This is a genomic window from Herbiconiux aconitum (genome assembly GCF_024979235.1).
GTDB classification, from domain to species: domain Bacteria; phylum Actinomycetota; class Actinomycetes; order Actinomycetales; family Microbacteriaceae; genus Herbiconiux; species Herbiconiux aconitum.
Window position 1 is genome coordinate 77,150 of record NZ_JANLCM010000001.1, and the last position, 24,156, is coordinate 101,305.

The following is a 24,156-nucleotide window of genomic DNA, read 5'->3' on the forward strand; positions in this document are numbered from 1 at the left end:
GCGGCGGCATGCAAATGGGTCTAGACGGCTTTCTTGCGGAGCTTGCGACGCTCGCGTTCGCTCAGCCCGCCCCAGATGCCGAAGCGCTCATCGTTGGCCAGTGCGTACTCGAGGCACTGGGCCTTCACCTCGCACGTGGTGCAGATGCGCTTGGCATCGCGAGTCGATCCGCCCTTCTCAGGGAAGAACGCCTCGGGATCGGTCTGCGCACAGAGCGAATCCGCCTGCCAGGCGAGAGGATTCTCTTCGACCTCGGGCTGCCGTACTCCCGGCACGCCCAGATTGACCGGGTCGACGAACCAGTCATCCGGAACGCCCGAGCGATAGTCTGACATTGCCATATCACGCTCCACCCTCTGAACCAGTCTGCGACCTGCCGAAAACCCCGTTACCTAATTACACCGGTGTAGTTCGCTCGAGTCAAGTCGCGGATCGTAAACCCTCAACCGGCCGTCGAGGGTTGCGACACGGCGATCGCGCCACCCGTTCACCTGGACTTTTCTGTGCGATCGTCGATATCCTGCCATCATGCTGAAAAAGGTCGTGCTGCTCGCCATCCCCGGGGTCGCCCCCTTCGAATTCGGAGTGGTGTGCGAAGCCTTCGGCATCGATCGCCGCGAACACGGCGGGCCGGTGTTCGACTTCAGCATCGTGACGGCCGAGCCCGGCGCGGTGCGCACCAGCATGGGCTTCGACATGGTCATCCCGAACGGACTGGAGGCCGCGGCTGACGCCGATCTCATCTGCGTTCCTGCTCACGACATCGAGAGCGAGGTGCACCCGGCGATCGCCGCGGTCATCCAGGATGCCGTGGCCCGGGGAGCCTGGATTCTCAGCGTCTGCAGCGGCGCCTTCACGCTGGCGAAGTCCGGGGTGCTCTCCGGCCGGTCGGCGACGACGCACTGGATGCACGCCGAACGGCTCGCCCGCGACTTCCCCGACATCGACGTCGACGCCGACGTGTTGTTCGTGGAAGACGGGCGCATCATCACGAGCGCCGGAACCGCCGCGGGCATCGACGCCTGCCTCCATCTCATCCGCTCGGAGCTCGGCGCATCCGCTGCCAACGTGGTGGCGCGCCGGATGGTGGTGCCGCCGCAGCGGGCCGGGGGGCAGTCGCAATACATCGCCACACCCATCCCGGTCAGCCAGAGCGACTCCTTCGCCGAGGTCACGCAGTGGATGCTCGAGAACCTCGACCAGGAGCTCACCATCGACGAGCTGGCCCACCGCGCGCTGATGTCGCCGCGCACCTTCGCGCGGCGCTTCAAGGCCGATCTCGGGGCGACGCCGGGCGCCTGGCTCAACCGTCAGCGGCTGCTCCGCGCGCAGATGCTGCTCGAGGAGAGCGGCCTCAGCCTGGACGGCGTGGCCGCCGAGAGCGGATTCGGCACCGCCGCGGTGATGCGCCACCACTTCGCGAAGACGCTCAACACCACTCCCGCGGCCTACCGCCGAGCCTTCTCCGTGCGCGCCCTGGCCTGAGCGCCCCGATCCCGCCTCCGAAACGACGGACGCACAGGCGGGATGCCCCAAACGACGGAGCCGGAGCCCGTCGTTCGCGACGACCTCCGTCGTTCCGCGCGGGGTGGGTGGCGCGGGGTGTGGCGTCAGACGCCCGGAGCCGCCAAGAACACCGTGCCGGCGCCCGTGGCGGTGAGCTCGCCCTCCTGCGGGGTCACGAAAACCGAGTCGCCTCGCCCGAGCGTGATCGAGCCGGTGCCCCCCGAGAGCGTCACCGAACCGTCGATGCAGATCGCGATCGCAGCACCGCGCGGCGGGTAGGCGACGGAGGAGACCGCGTCTCCCACGTCGATCCGTGCGAGCACGAAGTCGTTCACATCGGGCTGGAAGAGCTGCAACCCGGGCACGGGCGACGTGGGCGAAAGGAACGGCACCGGCAGCGAGTCGAAGTCGAGCACCTGGAGCAGCTCCGGCACGTCGACGTGCTTGGGCGTCAAGCCGCCGCGCAGCACGTTGTCCGACGCGGCCATCAGCTCGACGCCGACGCCACGGAGGTAGGCGTGCACGTTGCCGGCAGGCAGGTAGAGCGCCTGCCCGGCCGTGAGCCGGACCCGGTTGAGCAGGATGGAGATGACGATGCCCGGGTCGCCCGGATATTCCTCGTTCAGCTGCACCACGGTCTCGAGCGACGGCGTGTAGGGGTCGGTGAGGTGCGCATGCGCCGGGTGCAGCGCCTTCTCGGTGGTGCGCACCAGGTGGCCGATCAGCGCCTCGACCTCGGGGCCGCCACCGAGGAGCCACTCCACCACCGACTTCAGCACCTCGGCGTCGGTCTCGTGCTCGGTCAGCGAGTCTTCGAGCAGGTGCACCATCGGGCCGTAGAGCTCCCAGCGCGGCGCGGTCTGCGATCCGTCGATCATCACGAGCAGATCGACGATCTCCCGCACCTCGGCGAGCGGCCGGAATCCGCACAGGGCGTCGAAGGTGGGGCTGAGCGCCACGATGATCTCGGGTTTGTGCAGCGCATCCTTGTAGTTGCGGTTCGAGGCTTCGAGCGGCACACCGGCCGCGTTCTCGCGCTCGTAGCCCTCCCGGGCGCGCTCGAGCGTCGGATGCGCCTGCAACGAGAGCGGATGCGCAGCCGCCAGGATCTTCAGCAGGAACGGCAGCGTCTCACCCTTGCCGAGGGCCGCCGCCGGGTCGGCGGCGATCCAGGCGGCGAGGTCGCCCGCGCCGCCGGTGAGCACAGGATCGAGCACGCGGCTCGGGCTTCCCGGGTGCGCGCCGAGCCAGAGCTCGGCCTGCGGTTCGCCGGTCTCGGGCGTGCCGAGCAGCTCCGGGATGGCGGTGGTGGAACCCCAGGCGTAGTCGCGGGGCGTGTTGACGATCGATACGAACATTGACCTGGTCTCATTCTCGCGGCCGGGGCTCCGGCGCCGATTATCACCGACCTACAAGCGTCGAGTCTCGCGACTTCGGCCGGTTAGACAAAACTACCAAGCAGCGCTGCCGCAGAAGACACCCCCGGCTAGGCTCTGCTCGCCGCATCCCCGAACACACGCAACGGAGCATCCATGACTTTCGAGCCCCTCGCCAGCGACTTCTACGGCTACGAGAACCTCCTCACCGACCAGGAGCGCGAGGCGTTGGCGCAGCTGCGCGACTACCTCGCCGCGGAGGTCAAGCCGATCGTCAACGAGCACTGGGAGAAGGCGACCTTCCCGCACGAGATCGTGAAGGGCCTGGCCGACCGCGGCGTCTACAGCTTCGCCTGGGAGGAGACGAAGCCGTTCGAGAACTCGGCCGTCTTCCGCGGCTTCGTGGCGCTGGAGCTCGCCCGCGTCGACGCATCCGTCGCCACCTTGGTGGGCGTGCAGAACGGGCTCGCGATGGGCGCGATCAGCGTCACCGGATCGCCCGAGCAGCGCGCCGAGTGGTTGCCGAAGATGGCCCGCGGCGAGGTGGTGGGTGCGTTCGGCCTCACCGAACCGCAGTCCGGCTCCGACTCGGCCCAGGGCCTCCGCACGATCGCCACACGCGACGGCGACGAGTGGGTTCTGAACGGCTCGAAGCGCTGGATCGGCAACGCCACTTTCGGCGACATCACGGTGATCTGGGCGAAGGATGCCGCCGATGGACAGGTCAAGGGCTTCATCGTGCCCACCGACACCCCTGGCTACACCGCCACGAAGATCGAGGGCAAGCAGAGCCTGCGTATCGTGCAGAACGCCGACATCACCCTCGAAGACGTGCGCGTGCCGGAGAGCCTGAGGCTGCAGAATGCGAACTCCTTCCGCGACACCGCGAAGGTGCTGCGGCTCACCCGCGCCGAGGTGGCCTGGGCCTCCGTGGGCAACTCGGTGGGCGCCTACGAGGCGGCGTTGCACTACACGAAGGAGCGCGTGCAGTTCGGCAAGCCGATCGCGAGCCACCAGCTGATCCAAGACCTGCTGGTGAAGAGCATCGGCAACATCACGGCGAGCCTCGGCATGGTGGTGCGCGTGTCGCAGATGCTCGACGAGGGCACGCAGCGCGACGAGCACTCGGCCCTCGCCAAGGCCTACACGACGGCCCGGATGCGCGAGACCGTCGCCTGGTGCCGCGAGGCGCTCGGCGGCAACGGCATCGTGCTGGAATACGACGTCGCCCGCCACTTCGCCGACGCCGAGGCGCTGTACTCCTACGAAGGCACGCGGGAGATGAACACCCTGATCGTCGGACGCAGCATCACGGGGCTCGCCGCTTTCGTGTGATGTGATCCCGGATGCGCCCCGCCGCATCCGGGACGCCCCGTTCACCCCTAGGTAGGATCGACCCCATGCGCTATCCGACCGACGCCGCCGCCCGGTCGCTGTCCCTGCTCATCCTCTTCACGCTGTTCGCGGGCGATTTCTGGCGCAATCTCCTCGGCTGGGGTGGTTACCTCGGGCTGGTGGGCGCGATCACCGTGGTGGTCGCGGTCGTGATGACCCGTCGACGCCTGTGGTCGAAGCTCGCCATCTGGCGACTCCCCCGCACCCTGGTGCTGTTCGGGCTGCTCGCCGTGGTGTCGGTCGCCTGGTCGTTCTATCCCGGCGCCACCGTGCTCGGCATCCTGGCGCAGGCCGCCACCACCCTCGCCGCACTCTTTCTCTGCACGGCTCTCAGCTGGCCGCAACTGATCGCCGCCCTCTCGAGCGCCTTCACCTGGATCCTCGGCCTCTCGGTGCTGTTCGAATTGATCGTCGCGCTCTTCGTGCGCGCGCCGGTGCTGCCGTTCTGGACCGATTACGGCGATGCCACCGTGCCGAAGGCGTTCTACTGGTCGCAAGATCTGCTGTTCTCGGGCGGCCCGATCCAGGGCATCGTGGGCAACCGCAACATCCTCGCCTTCGTGGCCCTGCTCGCCCTGATCACGGTGGGCGTGCAACTGGCGCAGAAGCTCCGCCGGCGGGGCAGCGCCATCCTGTGGCTCGTCGTGGCGGTCGCCGTGCTCGCCCTCACCCGTTCGGCCACCGCCATCGGTGCTCTCCTCATCACGGCAGCCATGTTCGGCGTGCTCCTCCTCGCCCGTCGGGTGGGGCCGGGCCGACGGATGTGGGTGCTCGCCGGGGTCGCGGTCGTCACGTCGCTGGCGATCGTCGCCGTCAACGCGTTCTGGCAGCAGATCCTCGCGGTCTTCGGCAAGTCCGACGATCTCACCGGGCGGTTGGACATCTGGAACGCCGTCGCGGGCCTCGCCGCCCAGCGCCCCGCCTTCGGCTGGGGCTGGGTGAGTTACTGGGCGCCCTGGGTCGAACCGTTCAACGGCCTCGCGGTGCGCAACGGCGTCACCTATCTGCAAGCGCACGACGCCTGGCTCGACGTGTGGTTCCAGCTCGGATTCGTGGGCCTAGTGCTCTTCATCGGCCTGGTGCTGGCCACCTGGTACCGCAGCTGGTGGTTCGCCGTCGACCGCCCCCTCGACTCCCTGGGTCTGCCGATCGCGCGGGTTCCGTTGACGCTCGCCCCGGCCCTGCTGCTGACGGCCATGATCGCCCAGAGCTTCGTGGAGAGCCGAATGCTCGTCGAGGGCGGGTGGGCTCTGCTGGTCGTGTTCGCGGTGAAGTCCAAACTCGACCACAGCGCCGTCTCGATCGACCTCGCCAACGGATCGGCACGCGCGAACGCGCTCCCGTCGCGCTCGGCCCGAACGGCCCGCGCGGCCCGGACGGCGGCCTCCCGCCGATGACGGCTCTGCCGAATCACCGCAGCACGAAGGCGGCACGGGTCGTCGAGTTCTTCGGCGACACCCGCTTCGTCAAGGCGCTCACCCTGGCCATCCTGGCCACCGGTTTCCTGTCGTTCCTCATCCGCTCGACCCTCGGCTGGCCGGGACTGATCGGAATCGTCTCCCTCCTCGTCGTGCTCGCCGGGTTGTCGTTCGCCGGCCGCTGGCACGAGCTCGACTGGCACGGACTGCTGCCGATCTCGCTCCTCATCTTCTTGGCCTGGTGCTTGATCACCCTGGTCTGGAGCAAATACCTGCCGTCGACGTTCAACGGTCTGGCCTACCTCTTCGGCTACGCCTTCCTCGGGGTCTACATCGCGGTCGTGCGCGACCTCATCCAGATCGTGCGCGCGGTCGGCGACGTGCTGCGGGTGGTGCTGAGCGTGTCGCTCGTGCTCGAGATCGTTTCCGGCGTGCTGCTCGACGTGCCGATCCGATTCCTCGGCATCACCGGAGCGCTCCCGCTCGGCGGCCCGATCCAGGGCGTACTCGGCACCCGCAACGCCCTCGGCTTCGTCGCCCTGATCGCGGTCGTCACCTTCGCGATCGAATTCGCCACCCGGTCGATCCGCCGAGGCACCGGCATCTACAGCCTCGCGATCGCGGGCGTCGCCGTGGTGCTCGCTGGATCGCCGGTGACTTTCGGGGTCACGATCGTGACCGGCCTCGCCACGCTGATCCTGCTCGGCCTGCGCCGCGCAGCGCCCGAGACCCGGCGCGGCTGGCACTTCATCCTGCTCGCTCTGTCGCTGTTCGCGCTGCTGCTCGCTTTCCTCCTGCGCGGCCGCATCCTCGAAGTGCTCTCGACCCGGCGCGAGTTCACCTACCGGCTCGAGATCTGGCGCGAGCTCTGGCGGCTGATCGAGTTGAACCCGCTCGAAGGCTGGGGCTGGGCCGGGTTCTGGCGGCCGAACGTGTCGCCGTTCTTCGCCCTCGACATCATCGGCAACCGATCGCACACCTCGGCCCTCAACGCGTTCGTCGACGTCTACTTCCAGACCGGGCTGATCGGCTTCGTGATCTTCGTGGGGTTCGTCGGACTCACCTTCGGGCGCGCCTGGGTGCTCGCCGCGTCGAAGAAGAGCATCGTCTTCCTCTGGACAGCACTGGTGCTCGTCGTGCTGATCGCCACTTCGATGGCCGAGAGTTTCGTGCTGGTGGAGTACGGCTGGCTGCTGCTCGTGATCTGCTCGGTCAAGGCCGCCCGCGATCTGAGCTGGCGCGGCCGGTTGAGGCGCGCCGACGAACCGCCGCCGGTGGTGGGCACCGCATGACGCTCGACATCATGATGCCGTTCTACGGCCGATTCGATCATTTCCGCGAGGCGGTGCAGAGCGTGCTCGCCCAGCGCGATCCCGACTGGCGGCTTGTCATCGTCGATGACGTCTATCCCGATCCAGCGCCGGGCGAGTGGGCGGCCGCCATCGACGATCCGCGCGTGCACTACCGGCGTAACGCGACGAACCTGGGTGTCGGCGGAAACTTCCGCGAGTGCGTGCGGCTGATCGAGAACGATCGGGCAGTGCTGATGGGTTGCGACGACCGGATGCACCCGGAGTACGTCGGGCGGGTGCGCGACCTGGTGCTCACGCATCCGGATGCCTCGATCGTGCAGCCCGGCGTCGAGGTGATCGACTCCGAGGGCGCCGTGCACCATCCGCTCGCCGACCGCGTGAAGGGCCTGCTGCGCTTCGGCGGCCACGGGCCACGCAGCTACGGTGGCGAGAAGCTCGCGGCAAGCCTCCTGCGGGGCAACTGGGCGTACTTTCCGTCGATCGCCTGGCGCGCCGACGACCTCCGCCGTTTCGGCTTCCGGCCGGGCTTCGAGGTGGTGCAGGATCTCGATCTGATGCTCGAGATCATCATGCACGGCGGCTCGATGCTGCTCGACGACGAGGTCGTGTTCTCCTACCGCCGGCACGCCGGGAGCGTCTCCGCCCTGACCGGCCCCGACGGCGCGAAGTTCGCCGAGGAACGCCGCCTCTTCGACGAGACGGCGACCCGGATGCGCGCCCTCGGCTGGCCGAAGGCCGCCCGCGCCGCACGCCACCACCTCACCTCGCGGCTGAACGCCCTGAGCGAGCTGCCCGCTGCCCTGCGCGCGCACGATCCGGCAGGCCGCCGAGCCCTCCTGCACCACGCCTTCGCCCGCTGACCCGGGAGTTCTCCAAGCGTGGCGTTGACCGCGGAGCCCTGGATGCCCGGTGGCCGTCTCGTTTGGAGAAGTCCGGCGCTTCAGGCGCGGCGGGCGGCTCGGATGGCGGCGCGCGCCGCCACCGTGCGACGGTAGGCCTCCGCGATGAGGCGCACGAACATCCAGCGCGCCCGCAGGATGACCAGGGGGGCCCGGATGCCGAGCGGCGTCTGGTTCGTGTCGTGCAGCCGCCGCTCCACAACCACCTGGTCGAGGTGACGGATGCTCCGCCGCACGTTGCCCGTGATCGCGATCCACACGTCGTGCGACTCCCTGACGTAGGTCGGGATCGGCAGGATGCCGCCCTCGATCGCCTCCCGCCGGAATCCCATCGCGCAGCCGAAGTAGGGGCGGTAGCCGATCATGATCGCGAAGAGGTTCGCGAGGTGGTTGCGCGACTGCTGCGAGCGCAGCGGCGGGTACCAGAGCCGCGCTCCGGCGCGCCCGAGGATGGAGTGGTTGCCGGCCACCACGAGCGAGTGGCCGAGCCCGGCGATCATCGCTTCGTGCCGCCCCGGCGTCCACACGTCGTCCTGATCGGAGAGGAAGACGTAGCGGCCGCGTGCCCGGCGGATGGCAGCCTCGAACGCCCGCACGTACCCGACGTTCTCGTTGGTGCGCGTGAGGAAGACGCGCGACTCCCCGAGGCGGTCGATCGTCGCCACGATCACCGCGACCGTGTCGTCGGGCGAGCAGTCGTCGACGATCACGAGTTCGTCGTCGGGACCGAGTTGGGCCACGATCGACTCGATCTGCTCGGCGACGTAGGCGGAGCCGCGATAGGTGGCCATGCAGACGCTGGCCCGGATGCCCGTGCTCGTGTCGCTCATGCCAGTCCTCCCGCGGTCGCCGGCGGCGTGCTGTCGTTCTCCTCCGACGATATTCCCCGAGCGGGTCGCAAGGCCAGGAAGTGCACGACGAGGCCGGCGATCGGCCCGATCACGAGGCTCAGCACGGCGCGCACCTCGATGTCGAGTCCGAGGGGCAGCAACAGGATCACGATGGCGAGCACCGTGGCCGCGATCCAGCCGAAGGAGAAGGAGCGGTGCTTGTCGACGGCCAGACAGAGGGCACCGGTGAGGGTGATGAGGGCGAGCATCCCGGCGCCCACCACGAGCCCGGCGATGGCCCAGGGGCCCACGACGTAGTCCGGTCCGTAGAACACGGTGAGCAACCACGGACCGAGCAACCCGCCGAGCACCGCACCCAGCACCGTGATGAGCGCGAGCAGCCGCACGATCGGCACCAGGGTGCGGAAGCCGGCCGAGCGGTTGTTCACGAAGTGCGCGATGGCTACGCCCTGGTAGGCGTTGAGCGGGATGAGCAAGGGCGCGCGGGTGAGGGTGATGGCCGCCAGGAGGGGCGTTGCCAGGAGATACGCCTCCGGGCTCGAGGTGAGGCTCAGGATGACCGGGAACCCGACCACCAGCACGGCGCTCGATCCGGACGCGAGTGACGCATGCCCGACCCGCTTGAGGAAGCTGCCGAGCGGTGCATCGGCGCGCGCCCGGGCGGCGGAACGCAGGGTCGGCGAGAAGAGCAATCCGATCAGCCAGGCGACCGTCGAGACGCTCGCGGCCACCGCGAATCCCGCGACGCTCGCCGCCACGATGGCGACCACCACGACGAGCAGGATGCGCAGCAGCGAGTCGCCGATGACGAGTCGCACGTAGGTGGGCCACTGCAACCTCCCGCCGAGGATGCCGACGATCGTGGCGTGCCCGGAGTAGAGCGCCACCGCGCAGCTGAGCGGCAGGGCGAGGTACGCGTATTCGTGCAGCAGCACGGGCGCCCACCAGAAGCTCGTGGCCCAGAGCAGAACGCCGATCGCGACGCCCACCGCGAGGCCGACCGGCACCATCCGGGGCTCGCGGCGTTCACCCGCCGGCACCGAGCTGCGATCGCTCACGTGCACCGCGCGGGTGGTCTCCGAGGAGAGGCCGCCCAGGATGCCGAACCAGGCGAACAGGAACGACCAGAAGGTCAGGAAGAGGGTGGCCTGGGGCTTGTCGAGCACATTCGGCACGATCAGGATGACCGCGAACCCGACCGCCGCCGAGATCAGCGACGCGGCACCGACGCCGATGAAGGAGCGCCGGCCGATCGTGGGCACTCGCGCCCCGGTCTCGTGGCCCGGCTGTGTCTCCGAGCTCGAATCGGTCATGGAGTGCAAGCATAGTAGTCGCTCCCGAGGAAGCTCCGAGGGGTGGAGAGGTGCCCGTGACCGACCAAGTCGCCGCCGTCGTGACCGCCTTCCGGCCGGGGCCGGGGCTCGTGGAGCTGGTGCGGAGTCTGACCGCGCAGACCTCCCGGGTCGTGGTGGTCGACGACGGCAGCGGGCCGGATGCCGACGCCGTGCTCGAGGCGGCCCTCACCGCTGGCGCCGAGGTGGTGCGGCACTCCGCCAACCGCGGCATCGCGGCCGCGTTGAACACGGGCATCACCGCCGCCCGGTCGCCGCAGCCGCTGGAGTCGGCGGAGCCCGGCGCCGATTCCGGCCACCTCGGCGCCGACTCCGGCCACCCCAGCGCCGACTCCCGCCACCTCGCCGCCGTGGTCACCTTCGACCAGGATTCCACCGTCGACGACGGTTTCGTCGCCACGCTCCTCAGCACCTACCGCGACGCCGCAGGCGCCGGACTCCGCGTCGGCCTCGTAGCGCCCGCCCGGGTGGAAGGGCTCCCCTCCCCCGTCAGCGGCTACGACCGCGGCTTCGTGCTGGGCGGCACGCCCATCCAGTCGGGCCTTTTCATTCCGGTCGCCACACTCGACCGCGTCGGCCCTTTCGCCGAGCCGCTGTTCATCGACGGTGTCGACACCGACTACGCCGTGCGCACCGCCGAAGCGGGCCTCGTCGTCGTGCTCGCCACCGGCGCCGCCCTCGGCCACAGCCTCGGCGAGCGCCACACCCTCACCGTTCTCGGCCGGCCCCTGTTACTCGGCGGGCAGCCCCTCTCCTTCGTGGTGAGCAAGCCCTTCCGCTACTACTACCTGCTGCGCAACCGGGTGCTGCTGAACCGGATGCACGGCCGTCGCCACCGGGCCTGGTCGGTTCGCGAGACGCTCGGCGACCTGCGGCACTGCGCGATCGTGCTCGTCGTCGCTCCCGGCCGCAGAGGGCGCCTGCTGGCGATGACGGCGGGTCTCCGCGACGGCTGGGCCGGCCGCACGGGCCGCATTCCCGCCGCGCTCGAAGCCCGGATCGCCGGGCGCTGACACCCAGGTCGGCCAAGGGCCGGTGGCTATGATGGGGGCATGCCGACCGCCCTCGAACGCACGCTGATCGTCATGCCTGCGTACAACGAAGAGGAGGCCGTGGGCGCCGTGGTGCGCGAAGTGCTGAGCGTCGCGCCCGGGGTCTCCTGCCTCGTGGTCGACGACGGCTCGCTGGATGCGACGGCTCGCGAAGCCGCAGCAGCGGGCGCCACCGTGCTGCAGCTCCCGATCAACCTCGGCGTGGGCGGGGCGATGCGCGCGGGCTTCAAGTACGCCCTCTCCAAGGGCTTCGACAACGTGGTGCAGGTCGATTCCGACGGTCAACACGACCCGGCCGGCATCGCGGAGCTGGTGGCCCAGCTCGACCACTACGACCTCGTGCTCGGCGCCCGCTTCGCCGGAGTGGGCGACTACGCCGTGCGCGGGCCGCGACGCTGGGCGATGCAGGCGCTCTCCGGCATCCTGAGCGGCCTCACGAAGACCCGACTCACCGACACCACGTCGGGCTTCCGGGCGAGCGGGCCGCGCGCCGTCGCGCTGTTCGCCCAGCACTACCCGTCCGAATATCTCGGCGACACCGTGGAGTCGCTCGTGATCGCCTCGCGCTCGAAGCTCCGCGTCACCCAGGTTCCGGTGGCCATGCGTCCGCGCGCGGGCGGAGTTCCCTCGCACAACCCCTACAAGGCGGCGGTCTATCTGGGTCGGGCGGGGATGGCCCTGTTCGTCGCGCTCATCCGTCCGCCCGTCGTGGTGGCATTCACCGAACCGGTCTCCCCCGCATGAGCGTTGCGAGTTACATCCTCGGCATCGTCGCCGCGGTGATCGTGCTGGTGGTGGTGATCGAGTCGCTGCGCCGGCACCACCTGCGCGAACGGCACGCCATCTGGTGGCTGGGCGCCGGCATCATCGCGCTCATCATCGGGGTCTTCCCCGACGTGCTGGGGTGGGCCGCCGGACTCGTCGGCGTGACCGTGCCCACCAACCTCGTCTTCTTCCTCAGCATCGCGGTGCTGTTCCTGGTGTCGATCCAGCACTCCGGCGAACTGACCGAGCTCGAGAGCGAGACCCGCACGCTGGCCGAGTCGGTGGCCTTGCAAGACCTGCGCATCAAGCAGCTCGAGAAGGCCCTCTCCGACGCGCTCGAGTCCCGAAGGAACCAATGACCCTCGCTCCTCCCGTCGCAGCTCCCGCCGAGGCACCCGTCGCTCGCCGGCGCACCGTGTGGAGTTCACTCCTGCTGCCGTGGCTGCTGCTCGCGATCCTCGGGTCGCTCTGGGCGCTCGCGACGCCGATCGGCGGGTCTCCGGATGAGCCGGCTCACGTCGTGAAGGCGGCATCGGTCGTGCGCGGTGAGCTGCTGCCGACGACCATGATCGAACGGGGCGGCGTGCTGCACGTTCCCGAGGCGTTCGCCTTCGAGTACTCCCAGGGCTGCTTCGCGTTCTTCGCCGACACCCCCGCGTCGTGCGCGCCGCCGCTCGTCGGGAACCCGGCCGAGGTCGTCGAGACCTACTCGGCGGCGAGCCTCTACAACCCGCTCTATTACTGGCTGGTGGGCTGGCCGTCGCTCGCCCTGCCCGACATCTCGGGCATCTACGCGATGCGCATCGTGAGCGCCGTTCTCACCTCCTTCTTTCTCGCCGTGTGCTTCTGGGTGATCGGCTCCTGGCGGTCGCGCCGCGTGCCCACCATCGGGGTACTGATCGGCATCACCCCGATCGTGACCTACTTGATGGGCACGGTCAATCCGAACGCGCTCGAGTTCACGGCCGGTCTCGCACTCTTCGCCGGCATGCTCTCGATCGTGCTGCATCCGAACGAACGTCTTCTCGGAGGCCGTCTCGCGCTGGTGGTGATCTCGGCCGCGCTGGTGTCGAACACCCGAGGGATCTCGCCGCTCTGGGTGGCCGTGCTGCTCGTGCTCCCCCTCCTTCTGCTCACGGGCCGACAACTCGGGGCGCTGCTGAAGCGACCAGGGGTGATCGTGAGCATCCTGCTGATCGCCATCACGGCGCTCGTCAGCGGCTGGTGGACCCTCTCGAGCAACTCCCTCGGCACCGGCCCGAACACCGGGCCCGAGGTGGTGCCCACCAACAGCGGCGTCGGCCTCAGCCCTGTCGAGGGCTTCTTCGGCCTGATCGGAGACTTCTACGGCCAGCTCCGCCAGATGGTCGGCATCCTGGGCTGGCTCGACACCACCCTGCATCCGGTGGTCTACTACGTGGCCTACGCGATGTTCGCGGTGCTGGTGCTCGGCGTCGTGATCTTCGTGCGCGGCCGCAAACTGGTGTTCGTCATCGCGATGGGGCTCGCCTTCTTCTTCCTCCCGCCGCTCGTGCAGGCCGCCTACGTCACGAAGGGCGGCTTCATCTGGCAGGGGCGTTACACCCTGATCCTGCTGATGACGCTCCTGCTCGGCATGGCCGCGTGCATCGCCGCCTCCGACCGGTTCCTGCGCTGGCGGCGCAGCACGGTGCCGCTCCTGATCGTCGCGATCCTCGTGGCCGCGGGCTGGACCTACACGACGGCCTACGCCTTCGCCACCACGATGCGCCGGATGGCGTCGGGCTATCAGACCGACTGGCCGGCCATGCTGGAACCCGGCGCCTGGGTGCCGCCGCTCGGCGCCTTCCCCCTCATCGGGCTGTTCGCTCTTGCGGCCGCCGGCTTCGCCGCCTACGTGGTGGTCTCCGGGCGTGACCGGCGACCGGCCCCCGTTCCGCCGCAACCCGTTCCGTCCGCTGCCCCTCAACCGCTCAGCTCCCCCGAACAGAAGGCGTACCCATGGTGAACGAACTCGCGAATCAGGCCTACGAACTCCTCACGATCACCCTCCGAGACGAAGACGGCGTGGCGATCACGCCCGACGGGCTGCTCGTGCACGGCAAGCTCTTCGCATTCCGCGACGGCGACGACCTCGTGGTCGAGCTGCCCGAAGCGCGCTCGACCGATCTGAAGACCCGCGGGGTGGCCGAGGTGTTCGAAGGCGGCGGGCATCCGTTGCGCGACTGGGTGCGGGTGAGCGACCTGCAGCTCTGGCCCGAACTCGCCCGCGAGGCCCACGAGTTCGTGGGCGAGCCTCCCGTTGGCGGTCAGTCCTGAGCACAGGCGGGTCGCTCTAGACTCTCCGTCGTGACTTCTGAGATCGCCGCCGCCCGAATGCGGCTCCCCCGGCGATCGGCGATCGTGCAGTGGGTGTCGTTCGGCGTCGTCTTTCTCTGGGGCCTCTACCTCACGTTCTGGAACCTCGGCGCCGCCAACTTCAACGCCGACGAACCGATCTACCTCGACGCCGGCTGGGCCTACGTGCACGGCGACGTCTCGCTGAACCGCGAGCATCCTCCCACCGCGAAATACCTCATCGGCTTCGCTCAACTGCTGTTCGGCCAAGGCGCGCTGTCGGGCCGTATCGCCATCGGGCTGTGCGTCGTGGCCGGTGCGCTGATCCTCTACTTCTGGATGCGCCGCGAGATCGGCTGGGTCGGCGCGCTCACCGTGTCGGGGCTGTGGCTGGTGCTTCCCCGCGGCGTGGTGAGCGGGGTGCGGATCGATCGCTTCGCCCTGCTCGAACCGGTGATGGTGTTCTTCGCCATCGCCGCATTCGCCGCCGCCTGGCTGTGGTTCCGCAAGCGGTCCTGGGTCTGGCTCATCGTCTCCGCGGCGCTGATGGCGCTGTCGGTCACCTCGAAGATCTCGTCGATCGTGCTGGTGCCCGCCATCCTCCTGCTCCCGCTGCTCGACCGCGGGGTGGCGATGCGCCGGCGCATCCGGAACACCGTGCTCGGGGGCGTGCTGTTCGGCGCGGTGTTCGCGGTGGTGTTCGTGCTGCTCTACCTGCCGATGGGCATCCGGAGCGCCTTGACCTACATGGCCGAGTTCCAGGCGACGCACGACGCCCAGGGCCACCTGGTGCTGGTGGCCGGCGTTCCCGAACTGTTCCCGCCCTGGTGGGCGAATCTGCTGTTCACGGTCGACGGGATGGGCGTGGCAGCCGTGATCGTGCTGGCCGCCGGCGCGCTGGCATCGCTCTGGGCTCGTCGGGTCGAACTGGTGGTCTACCTGGGCGTAGGCGTGCTGTTGCTGTGGATCTTCTACCTTGTCGTCTCGAAGGTGGCGCTGCCGCACTACTACTACTCCTGGGTGTGGCTGTTCTGCGCCCTGGCCGGCATCGGCATCGCGGGGCTCCTGTCGCCCAAACGCCGAGCGGGGGCCACGATCGCCACGCGCGTGCTCGCGGTCGCCCTCCTCCTGCTCGCGGTGGTCTCCGGCGCCTACAGCTCGGTGATGATCTGGAACGAGCGCGCGGCGGGGCTCGCCCTCGTGGAGCCGGCGCTCGAGGAGCTCGGTCTCGACGACGGCGACATCCTCGTCAGCGGAATGGCCGACTGGGAGTATCTCCCCTACCTCGACGACCGGCAGACGACGGATGCAGCCGACCCCGACGTGGTGGCCGTGGTGACCAAGGATTCGGTGCGTTTTCCGCCCGATCCGACGGTCACCGCGTTTCTCGACGAGCACGCCGGCGACGTCACGGTCGAGACGCTCGACGACGTCACCCTCTACGTGCTGGACTGAGCTCGCCCGCGGGGCCGGCGCGTCAGATGGTGCGCTCGGGCTGCACGTCGCCGTCGCGGAACGTCTACGGCGTGACGGGGTCGACGGGGTGCAGCGCCGCTGCGTCTGCGGCCTCACCGGGAGCTGCGCCACCGGCTGCCATAGCCGCAGCGGCGTCAGCCTCGAGCCGCGCGTTCTGCATGGCCGTGAAGCCGTCGGCGCGGTGCGGAGCGAACACCCAGTAGCGGTAGAGCAGGAAACGGAACGCGGTCGCCAGCACGAGACCGATCACATTGCCCGAGATGTTGTCGGCCACCAGGTTGTTGTAGCCCATGAGGTAGTGCGAGATATACAGGCAGCCCAGCGAGATGCCGAGGCCGAGCACCGCGATCACGCTGAACTCGAACAGCTCGAGCACGAAGTTCTTGCGCCGGTGTTCCCGGAAGGTCCAGTAGCGGTTGCCGAACCAGGTGGCGATCGTCGAGAGCGTGACCGAGATGACCTTCGCCCCGATGGGCCCGGCGTACCAGGCGTCGTCGCCGAACGTGCCGAGGCGCAGCATGTTGAAGACCCCGACGTCGATGGCGTAGCCCGCGAGTCCGACCACTCCGAACTTCAGTGCGTAGCGCACCAACCGCTCCCAGAGGTAGTCCCAGATCTTCTTCACGTACCGTGCCGTTCTTCGCTCGTGGTGTCCCGGCTTGCGTGCCGGGCCTTCAAAATGATAACCGGCCATGTATCCTTGCCATTGCTCAACTGTTGTAGACACGGCGGTTGCGGCGTAAATTTCACCCGCAGACACAAAAGGCCAGGCGTTTGTCCACGAATTTTGACAGGGACGTTGTCGTCATCGGCGGAGGGGGCCACGTCGGTCTTCCCCTCGCCATCGCACTCGCAGATCGAGGCTCGAACGTCGTGGTCTACGACGTCAGCGAGCGCGCGGTCTCCGGTATCAACGAGGGGAAGATGCCGTTCAGCGAGCCGGGTGCCGAACCCGTGCTGCAGAAGGTGCTCGCCAACGGCCGCTTCACGGCGTCGACCGACCCCGCCGTGGTCGCGACCGCCGAGAACGTGATCGTCGTGATCGGCACCCCGGTCGACGAACACCTGAACCCCGACCCGAACGCCATCCCCAAGGCGCTCGAGACCTGCCTGCCCTACTTCAGCGACGACCAGCTGCTCATCCTGCGTTCGACCGTCTACCCGGGTGTCACCGCCCTGGTCGAGCGCCAGCTACGCACCGCCGGCCTCGCCACCGAGGTGGCATTCTGCCCCGAGCGCATCGCCGAGCACAAGGCGATGGAGGAGCTCTTCACGCTCCCGCAGATCGTGTCGAGCCGCACCGAGACGGGCCGCGCACGCGCATCCGCCCTGTTCCGCACGCTCACCGACCAGATCGTCGACCTCGAGCCCGAAGAGGCCGAGCTCGCGAAGCTGTTCACGAACACGTGGCGCTACATCAAGTTCGCCGCGGCCAACCAGTTCTACATGATGGCCAACGACCGCGGTCTCGACTTCGAGAAGATCCGCAAGGGCCTCACCCACGACTACCCGCGGGCCAAAGATCTGCCGGGTCCTGGCTTCGCCGCCGGGCCGTGCCTGTTCAAGGACACCATGCAGCTCGCTGCGTTCAGCGACAACAAGTTCTCGCTCGGCCACTCCGCCATGCTCGTGAACGAGGGGCTGCCGCTCTACATCGTGACCCAGCTCGAGAAGCGCTTCGATCTCGAGAACCTCACCGTGGGCATCCTGGGCATGTCGTTCAAGGCGGGATCGGACGACATCCGCTCGAGCCTGTCGTACAAGCTCCGCCGGGTGCTGAAGTTCCGCGCCAAGGCCGTGCTCGGCACCGACCCCTACGTCAGCGAAGAGACCGACGACACCCTTCTGCCGCTCGACGCGGTGCTCGAGAAGGCCGACATCCTCATCATCGCGACGCCGCACAGCGAATACCGCGATCTGGTGACCGACAAGCCCGTCGCCGACGTGTGGAACATGCTGGGCCAGGGGGTCGTGATTTGACCGAGGGCCTCCGCGCCTCGATCGTCATCCCCGCCTACAACGAGGGGGAGGACATCGTCCCCGGCCTCGACCGCATCTTCGAAGCCGTGCACCTCGACGCCGAGGTGCTCGTGGTGGTCGATCAGGCCAGCGACACCACGGTGCCCGTGGTCGAGCGCTACGCCGCCGACGAGCCGCGCCTGAAGATCCTCATCAACAGCTACGGCCGCGGGCCCGCCTACGCGATCCGTTACGGCATCGACCACGCCACCAGCGAGACGGTGGTCGTGACGATGGCCGACGGATGCGACGACCCCCGCCAGATCGACGACCTCGTGCGTCTGGTCGAGCGCGGTGTCGTCGTAGCGGCCGCCTCGCGCTACATGCCCGGCGGCCAACAGGTCGGCGGCCCGCGATTCAAGAGCTTCCTGTCCCGCACTGCCGGCATCACGCTGCAGCTGTTCACCAACGCGGGAACCCGCGACGCCACGAACTCCTTCAAGGCCTACAACGCGGATTTCGTGCGCCAGGTGGGCATCAACTCGAAAGACGGCTTCGAGATCGGACTCGAGCTCACGGCAAAAGCCCGCCGCCTGCGCCAGCCGGTCGCTGAGATCCCCACCATCTGGCTCGACCGCGCCTTCGGCGAGTCGAACTTCAAGCTGGCCAAATGGATTCCGAAGTACCTGCGCTGGTACCGTTTCGCGTTCGGCCGCAAACTCTCCCTCGACGAGCTGCACGCTCTGGCGAACAAGATCACCAACCCGTAAACCACCCCCACAAAGACCCCTCCCATCTAAGGAACTGCATACATGAAGAAGGTCCTCGTCACCGGCTCCGCCGGATTCATCGGCGGCTACATCGTCGAAGAACTGCTCGCCAAGGGCTACCAGGTCGTCGGAGTCGACAACTACTCCAAGTACGGCCCGGTCAAGAAGTCCTACGACGACAACCCGAACTACGAGCTCGTCGTCGGTGACGTGCAGGACGTCGAGCTGATGACGCGCCTGCTCGAGGACTGCGACCACTTCATCGCCGGAGCCGCCCTCATCGGCGGCATCTCCTACTTCCACACCTACGCCTACGACCTGCTGGCGCAGAACGAGCGCATCATCGCCTCGAGCGTCGACGCCGCCATCGCCGCGCACAAGAAGGGCCGCCTCGAGAAGGTGACCTACATGTCCAGCTCGATGGTGTTCGAGTCGACCGACCGCTGGCCCTCCAAGGAAGGCGACGAGCGCGAGGTTCCGCCGCCGTTGTCCTCCTACGGGTTCCAGAAGCTCGCCGTGGAGTATTTCGCGCGTGCGGCCTGGGACCAGTACAAGCTGCCCTACACGATCCTGCGCCCCTTCAACTGCGTGGGCATCGGCGAGAGCCGTGCGCTCGGCGACGTGGAGATCGACTCGGGCAACGTGAAGCTCGCCATGAGCCACGTGGTTCCCGACCTGGTGCAGAAGGTGCTGAAGGGTCAGGACCCGCTGCACATCCTCGGCTCGGGCGAGCAGGTGCGTCACTACACCTACGGCGGCGACCTCGCCCGCGGCATCGTGCTATCGCTCGACCACCCGGCGGCTCTGAACAACGACTTCAACGTCTCCACCGCCGAGGGCCACTCGGTGCTCGAGCTGGCCGAGACCATCTGGCGCAAGATCAAGGGCCCGGATGTGCCGTTCAACTACACGAGCGACCCCGGTTTCGAGTACGACGTCGCGAAGCGTGTTCCCGATGTGACCAAGGCGAAGGAGCTGCTCGGCTTCGAGGCGACGACGACCCTCGACGACATGCTCGACGAGGTCATCCCGTGGATCACGAATGCCGTCGCCGACGGCACCATCTGACGCGGCGCGTCGCGTGAGCGTGCGATGCTGGTTCACCGCGTCGCGCGCTCACTACGCCACTCTTCTCCTCGCTTTCGCCTGGATCTGCTATTACGGCCGAGACCAGTGGTTCTACTACGACGAGTGGGACTTCCTGAACGCCGACGGCGTCGACCTCCTGGCGCCTCACGTGGGTCACTGGAGCACGATCCCGATCCTCGCGACCCAGGCGCTCCTGCACACGGTGGGCATGCAGAGCTATTGGCCCTACCTGATCCTCGCCATCCTGGTGCACGTCGGTCTCGCCCACGTTCTCTGGCGAGCGATGAAAGCCGTCGGCGTCCTGCCGTGGATCGCGACCGCTCTGGCGTTCGTCTTCGTGCTCTACGGGGCGGGCGCGGACAACATCCTCTGGGCCTTCCAGTTCGGCTTCGTCGGCGGGGTGCTCTGCGGCACGACGGCCGCGCTGATCGCCGACGGGCTGAGCCGTCAGAACTTCCGCCGCCGCGCACCGCTCGTGGCCGCCGTGCTGGTGCTCGGCCTGATGTTCGCCGGCACGGCGGTGCCCTTTCTGGTGGCGCTAGCCCTGCTCGCCCTCCGTCGGGTCGGTGTGCCGCGCGCGCTGATCGTCGTCGGAATACCCACACTGGTGTATCTGGTCTGGTACCTGTTTGCGAAGGCGAATCCCGCTTACTCGATGCCCACGCAGTGGCAGCCCCACTCGATCGGGCAGCTGCTGCTCGACGTGCCGTCGTACGCCGGCCGGATGATCGTCGGGGCGTTCCAGGGGCTCGGCCCGGTGCCGTTCGCCGGCCTGGTGATCTCACTGGCCCTGTTGCTCTTCGCCCTGGTCACCGTGCGGCGGCAATGGCGTCAGGCACCTCTTGCCCTGGCGCTGGCGCTGGCTGGGATCGTCTTCGCCCTTCTCACAGGGTTCTCGCGCCTGAACATCTCACCCGAACTCGCGACCTCAGGCCGCTATCTCTACGTGGTGGTTGCGACGACGTTACCGCTGGCCGGAGTGGCGCTCACGGCGCTCTGGGCGGGCCGGCGCGCTGTACTCGCCGTGGTGCTCGTGGCAGGGGCGGCGGCGGCTCTCTGGGGAGCTCTCGGCATCCGATCGCACTCCGCGCAGATGGCGGGCATCGAGCTACCGACTCGAGACGTGATCTATGCGACGGTGTCCCTCATCGAGGATCCGACCGTTACCGTGGATGACGACGCGCTCGTGGAACCGCTGTACGCGCCTACGCTGACGGTGCGGCAGCTCCGCGGTCTGGTGGACGCCGGGTATCTGAGCGTCGGGGAATTCGATCATGCAGCTCTGGATCTGGCCGTGAAGAACACCGTGGTCCCGAAGGCAGCGACATCGTGAACGACAGCCTCGCGCCGCCCACGACCGGCCGGCTCCGCCTCGCCGGCTGGCTGTTCGGGCCGGTCGTCCGGTCGGGCATCGGCTGGCGCACGGTCGCGCTGGTGGCCGCCATGGTCGTGGCCGGCACCGGCCTGACGCTGCTCCGCCTGCCCGCCGATGCCCGGAACCTGCTCTGGGCCGAAGACGGCGGGATCTTCCTCACCGACGCCTTCGCCCATCCCTTCCTGCAGAACCTGTTCGATCCGTACGCCGGGTACATGCACCTGATCCCCCGCATCTCGGCGCAGTTCGTCTCCGGGTTCGTGCCCCTTCGTCATCTCGGTCTCGCCATGAATCTCTGTGGCGCAGCCGTGTGGTCGATCGTGGCGCTCTCGGCGTTCGTGTTCACACGGGGCCGGCTCTGGATCGGGTTCCGCGTGCTGCTCTGGCTGCTGGTGCTCCTTCTGCCGCTCGGTTCTCACGAAGTGGCCACGAACACGGCGAACTCGCACTGGTTCCTCACCTTCGGGTTGTTCTGGGCGGTCTGCTCGCGAGGCGGTGGAGTGGCCCGCGTCGTGTTCGCCTGCTGTTTGACCGTCGCGGCCGTGCTCAGCGACCCGCTCACGCTGGTGTTCGCACCGTTCCTCGTCGCTCGGCTGTTCGCACTCCGCAGCCTCCGGGAGAACGCCGTCACGATCGCCTTCGTCGCCTCCGCTGTCATCCAGCTCGCCGTGGTGCTGAGCACCGAGCGCGACGACGTTCCCATCGTCGACCCGGGCGGGCTCGGATATCTCTATCTCATCCGGGTGGTGCTCACCACCTTGGCCGGCCCGATGTGGGGCGGTTGGCTCGTCTTCGTCATCGGTGGGCTGGTGACGGCGGTACTGGCCGGCGTCGCCCTCGCTCTCCTGATAGCCGGCCTGGTGGCTCGCTGGGGCCGGGCCGGGCTCGGGGTGGCTGCGCTCGGGTCGTCGATCGTGTATTTCGTGGTGGTGGCCTCCATCACCTGGGCCTACTCGGCATCCGCGCCACCCGGCTCCGGCACCGACGTGTACTGGGCCGGCCGGTACTGGGTGCTGTCGGGGCTACTCTTCGTGACGGCGACGGTCGCTGTGGTCGACCTGTGGCTCAGTCCGCTGCTGACCCGCACGCGCGGTCGGCGACGTGTTCTCGTCGGCGTCGTCGCGGTCGTGGTCGCCGCCCTGCTCATCGCTCCCGGCATCCACGATTACCGCACGCCCGGCTACAAGGCCGACAACCTGCAGACCTCCACCGGGATCGAGCTGGGAATCGCCGCCTGCCAGAACGAGCCCCCTGACGAACCGGTGAAGATCGCCATCGCCCCGGCGGCTCAATACCTGGTGGTGCCGTGCGAGATCGTGCTCACCCGATGAGCGGCGCCCGCTCCGGGCGGCGTCGCAGCTTTCCGTCCATCGTGTGCCCTAGAGTGATCATCTAATGTCGATCTGGGTCGTTCTCCTCTCCGTCTTGGCCTTCGCAATCCCTGTCACGGTGGTGTTCGTCGCCGGGATGACCGTGAGCGAACCGCTGTGGCGTGGCAGCCCTCTGCTGGCGCCGCTGTTCGCGACCGTGAGCGTGGCTGTCGTCTCCTGGCTCGCCTTCATCGCCTTCTGGCTGAATTCCTGGATCGGCTTCGGATTCGCCACCCTCGTGCTCGCAGCCTCGATCGTCGTGGCCGCCCACGGCGGCCTCTGGCGGCGCTGGCGGGATGCGCTCCCGGTGGCCTCACTCGTCGTCGGCGCCATCGTGTTCTACCTCGGTTTCACCTACCTCTGGGGCCCGGGTAACGGGGTCTACGACCTCATCCAATCGCGCTTCTTCAACTTCGTAATGCCGGTCGACAACACCATCCCCAGCCTCTTCGCCCAGAAGATCGCGGCCGGAGAGCCCACCCATCTCATGCTCGGCGATTGGAACGGCGGCGACCGGCCGCCCCTGCAGTCCGGCTTCGAATTGCTCTTCCGGCCCCTGAGCGGTCTGGCACAGGTGCTCACCGGGCATCCGTTCACAGCGGCTCCCCCCACCGCGGTCACCTTCGCCCTCGACCTGCTCGCCCAGCTGATCTGGATCCCGGTCGGCTATGCGCTTCTGCGCCAGCTCTCGTTCCGCCGCTGGGTCGCGATCGGCGGGGTGGCCTTCGCCTTGTTCGTCCCCTCGATCATGGTGAACACCGTCTTCACCTGGCCCAAGGTGATGTCGGCCGCCCTGGTGCTCTGCGCCCTCGCCTTCCTCCTCGCCGCCAAACGCTCACCGAACCGATTCGGGCTGCTCTTCGCCTCGGCGATCATCGCGGCCGTTTTCGCCGTGCTCGCGCACGGCGCGGCAGCCTTCGCCATTCCGGCGCTCGTCGTGGTCGGTGTCTACGCCCTGTGGCGGCGCCCCCTCCGGGCAACCGTGAAGGCCGTCGCCATCGGCGTGGGAATCGGCCTCGTCGCCTACGTGCCCTGGATCATCTATCAGCGCTTCATCGACCCTCCCGGCGACCGCCTGCTGAAATGGCACCTGGCGGGCGTGACGGCGATCGATCCGCGCCCCTTCGTGCAGACTTTCCTCGACCAGTACTCGGCGCTCTCGGGAACGCAGTTCATCGCCAACCGGCTCGAGAACCTCTCCACCGTGTTCGGTTCCGACCAGTTCGAGCGACTGAGCGACGCACGCTTCGACCTGGTGACGTTCCTGCGCGTAGAGGACTACACCAGCACCATGGTGGCCACGAGCTTGATCGGACTCGTGCTCCTGGTCATCATGGTGCTGAGTCTCACCGGGCGCCTGCGCAGCCTTCCGGCCGCCGAGTTGCAGCGTCTACTGCTGGTCGCCGGCATGATGCTGAGCGTCGCGATCTGGGCGTTCGTGCTCTTCACGCCGTTCTCGGCGATCGTGCCGCACGGCTCACACGCTTGGCTGCTGATCTTCACCACCGTGCCGTTCGCCTGGATGCTCGAACGCACCCCCCGGCTCGGAGTCGCGCTCCTCGCCGCGCAAGCCCTGTCACTCGTGATCGTCTACTTCCGCAACATCAATCACGACGCGCGGTTCTCGACCTCGGGCTTCCTGGTCATGGCGGCGGGTCTCGTGTTCCTCGTGGTCGTGCCGCTGATCTCCGCCGCTTGGCTCGATCGTCGCGCGGCCCGGAGCGCGACGATCAGCGCGGCGATGCCGGCCACGAGGATCACGACACCCGCCGGCCGCACGTCGGTGTGATGGTAGAACGGCACGTAGAACCACAACGTGACCGCTGCCTGGGCGACGATCAACGCGATCCCGGCCCACCTCCATCGCTGGGCGA

General features: G+C 68.3%; 22 protein-coding genes. 17 read left to right on the forward strand and 5 right to left on the reverse strand.

Annotated features, from left to right (window positions below; genetic code table 11):
- Nucleotides 1-20: 20 nt before the first annotated feature.
- A complete protein-coding gene (locus N1027_RS00385; protein ID WP_259503784.1) occupies nucleotides 21-341 on the reverse strand; it encodes a WhiB family transcriptional regulator in 321 nt (106 codons plus the stop codon).
- Between the two features lie 187 nt (nucleotides 342-528).
- On the opposite strand from N1027_RS00385, the gene N1027_RS00390 reads away from it, so the two are divergent.
- Nucleotides 529-1,485 (forward strand): GlxA family transcriptional regulator, encoded by a 957-nt coding sequence (locus N1027_RS00390; protein WP_259503790.1) that lies wholly within the window; start codon nucleotides 529-531, stop codon nucleotides 1,483-1,485.
- 125 nt (nucleotides 1,486-1,610) lie between these two features.
- Here N1027_RS00390 and manA read toward each other — a convergent pair whose 3' ends face one another.
- Nucleotides 1,611-2,864, reverse strand: coding sequence for a mannose-6-phosphate isomerase, class I (gene manA / locus N1027_RS00395; RefSeq protein WP_259503792.1), 1,254 nt, complete (start codon nucleotides 2,862-2,864; stop codon nucleotides 1,611-1,613).
- Nucleotides 2,865-3,038: 174 nt separating this feature from the next.
- Here manA and N1027_RS00400 point away from each other — a divergent pair, with 174 nt between their 5' ends.
- The 4 genes from N1027_RS00400 to N1027_RS00415 all read left to right on the forward strand — a co-directional run bounded on the left by N1027_RS00400 (nucleotide 3,039) and on the right by N1027_RS00415 (nucleotide 7,868).
- A complete protein-coding gene (locus N1027_RS00400; protein ID WP_259503795.1) occupies nucleotides 3,039-4,217 on the forward strand; it encodes an acyl-CoA dehydrogenase family protein in 1,179 nt (392 codons plus the stop codon).
- 65 nt (nucleotides 4,218-4,282) lie between these two features.
- Nucleotides 4,283-5,674 carry an O-antigen ligase family protein gene (locus tag N1027_RS00405; RefSeq protein WP_259503797.1) on the forward strand — a complete coding sequence of 464 codons (1,392 nt, stop codon included), beginning with the start codon at nucleotides 4,283-4,285 and terminating at the stop codon, nucleotides 5,672-5,674.
- A complete protein-coding gene (locus N1027_RS00410) occupies nucleotides 5,671-6,987 on the forward strand; it encodes an O-antigen ligase family protein (RefSeq protein ID WP_259503799.1) in 1,317 nt (438 codons plus the stop codon). Before N1027_RS00405 ends, N1027_RS00410 begins: the two co-directional genes overlap by 4 nt.
- Nucleotides 6,984-7,868 carry a glycosyltransferase family 2 protein gene (locus N1027_RS00415; RefSeq protein WP_259503807.1) on the forward strand — a complete coding sequence of 295 codons (885 nt, stop codon included), beginning with the start codon at nucleotides 6,984-6,986 and terminating at the stop codon, nucleotides 7,866-7,868. Before N1027_RS00410 ends, N1027_RS00415 begins: the two co-directional genes overlap by 4 nt.
- An 80-nt stretch (nucleotides 7,869-7,948) precedes the next feature.
- Here the strand turns inward: N1027_RS00415 and N1027_RS00420 are convergent, their stop codons facing one another.
- Together N1027_RS00420 and N1027_RS00425 are read right to left on the reverse strand one after the other, a co-directional pair.
- Nucleotides 7,949-8,737 (reverse strand): glycosyltransferase, encoded by a 789-nt coding sequence (locus tag N1027_RS00420; protein WP_259503809.1) that lies wholly within the window; start codon nucleotides 8,735-8,737, stop codon nucleotides 7,949-7,951.
- Complete coding sequence (locus N1027_RS00425; RefSeq protein ID WP_259503811.1) at nucleotides 8,734-10,071, reverse strand: polysaccharide biosynthesis protein; 1,338 nt, start codon at nucleotides 10,069-10,071, stop codon at nucleotides 8,734-8,736. The genes N1027_RS00420 and N1027_RS00425 overlap by 4 nt, the downstream gene beginning before the upstream one ends.
- 56 nt (nucleotides 10,072-10,127) lie before the next feature.
- On the opposite strand from N1027_RS00425, the gene N1027_RS00430 reads away from it, so the two are divergent.
- From N1027_RS00430 to N1027_RS00455, 6 genes are read left to right on the forward strand one after another with little or no spacing between them, the layout of a single operon-like run.
- Entirely contained in the window at nucleotides 10,128-11,123 is a 996-nt protein-coding gene (locus N1027_RS00430) for a glycosyltransferase (RefSeq protein ID WP_259503813.1), read from the forward strand.
- Nucleotides 11,124-11,162: 39 nt separating this feature from the next.
- Nucleotides 11,163-11,906, forward strand: coding sequence for a glycosyltransferase family 2 protein (locus N1027_RS00435; protein ID WP_259503815.1), 744 nt, complete (start codon nucleotides 11,163-11,165; stop codon nucleotides 11,904-11,906).
- Nucleotides 11,903-12,286, forward strand: coding sequence for a DUF2304 domain-containing protein (locus tag N1027_RS00440; protein ID WP_259503817.1), 384 nt, complete (start codon nucleotides 11,903-11,905; stop codon nucleotides 12,284-12,286). The genes N1027_RS00435 and N1027_RS00440 overlap by 4 nt, the downstream gene beginning before the upstream one ends.
- Nucleotides 12,283-13,914 (forward strand): DUF2142 domain-containing protein, encoded by a 1,632-nt coding sequence (locus N1027_RS00445; RefSeq protein ID WP_259503819.1) that lies wholly within the window; start codon nucleotides 12,283-12,285, stop codon nucleotides 13,912-13,914. The genes N1027_RS00440 and N1027_RS00445 overlap by 4 nt, the downstream gene beginning before the upstream one ends.
- Nucleotides 13,908-14,225, forward strand: coding sequence for a hypothetical protein (locus N1027_RS00450; protein ID WP_259503820.1), 318 nt, complete (start codon nucleotides 13,908-13,910; stop codon nucleotides 14,223-14,225). Before N1027_RS00445 ends, N1027_RS00450 begins: the two co-directional genes overlap by 7 nt.
- Nucleotides 14,226-14,255: 30 nt before the next feature.
- Nucleotides 14,256-15,698 (forward strand): ArnT family glycosyltransferase, encoded by a 1,443-nt coding sequence (locus N1027_RS00455; protein ID WP_259503822.1) that lies wholly within the window; start codon nucleotides 14,256-14,258, stop codon nucleotides 15,696-15,698.
- Between the two features lie 64 nt (nucleotides 15,699-15,762).
- On the opposite strand, the gene N1027_RS00460 is transcribed toward N1027_RS00455, so the two are convergent.
- Nucleotides 15,763-16,344 (reverse strand): GtrA family protein, encoded by a 582-nt coding sequence (locus N1027_RS00460; protein WP_259503830.1) that lies wholly within the window; start codon nucleotides 16,342-16,344, stop codon nucleotides 15,763-15,765.
- Between the two features lie 149 nt (nucleotides 16,345-16,493).
- On the opposite strand from N1027_RS00460, the gene N1027_RS00465 reads away from it, so the two are divergent.
- From N1027_RS00465 to N1027_RS00490, 6 genes are all read left to right on the forward strand, one after another.
- Nucleotides 16,494-17,699 carry a nucleotide sugar dehydrogenase gene (locus tag N1027_RS00465; protein ID WP_259503839.1) on the forward strand — a complete coding sequence of 402 codons (1,206 nt, stop codon included), beginning with the start codon at nucleotides 16,494-16,496 and terminating at the stop codon, nucleotides 17,697-17,699.
- Entirely contained in the window at nucleotides 17,696-18,448 is a 753-nt protein-coding gene (locus N1027_RS00470) for a glycosyltransferase family 2 protein (RefSeq protein ID WP_259503848.1), read from the forward strand. Before N1027_RS00465 ends, N1027_RS00470 begins: the two co-directional genes overlap by 4 nt.
- Nucleotides 18,449-18,490: 42 nt before the next feature.
- Nucleotides 18,491-19,516 (forward strand): NAD-dependent epimerase/dehydratase family protein, encoded by a 1,026-nt coding sequence (locus N1027_RS00475; RefSeq protein ID WP_259503851.1) that lies wholly within the window; start codon nucleotides 18,491-18,493, stop codon nucleotides 19,514-19,516.
- A 13-nt stretch (nucleotides 19,517-19,529) separates the two neighbouring features.
- Nucleotides 19,530-20,870 carry a hypothetical protein gene (locus N1027_RS00480; RefSeq protein WP_259503852.1) on the forward strand — a complete coding sequence of 447 codons (1,341 nt, stop codon included), beginning with the start codon at nucleotides 19,530-19,532 and terminating at the stop codon, nucleotides 20,868-20,870.
- A complete protein-coding gene (locus tag N1027_RS00485) occupies nucleotides 20,867-22,243 on the forward strand; it encodes a hypothetical protein (RefSeq protein ID WP_259503853.1) in 1,377 nt (458 codons plus the stop codon). Before N1027_RS00480 ends, N1027_RS00485 begins: the two co-directional genes overlap by 4 nt.
- Before the next feature lie 64 nt (nucleotides 22,244-22,307).
- Nucleotides 22,308-24,071: a hypothetical protein gene (locus tag N1027_RS00490; protein ID WP_259503855.1), complete on the forward strand. Its 1,764-nt coding sequence runs from the start codon at nucleotides 22,308-22,310 to the stop codon at nucleotides 24,069-24,071.
- Nucleotides 24,072-24,156: the final 85 nt, after the last annotated feature.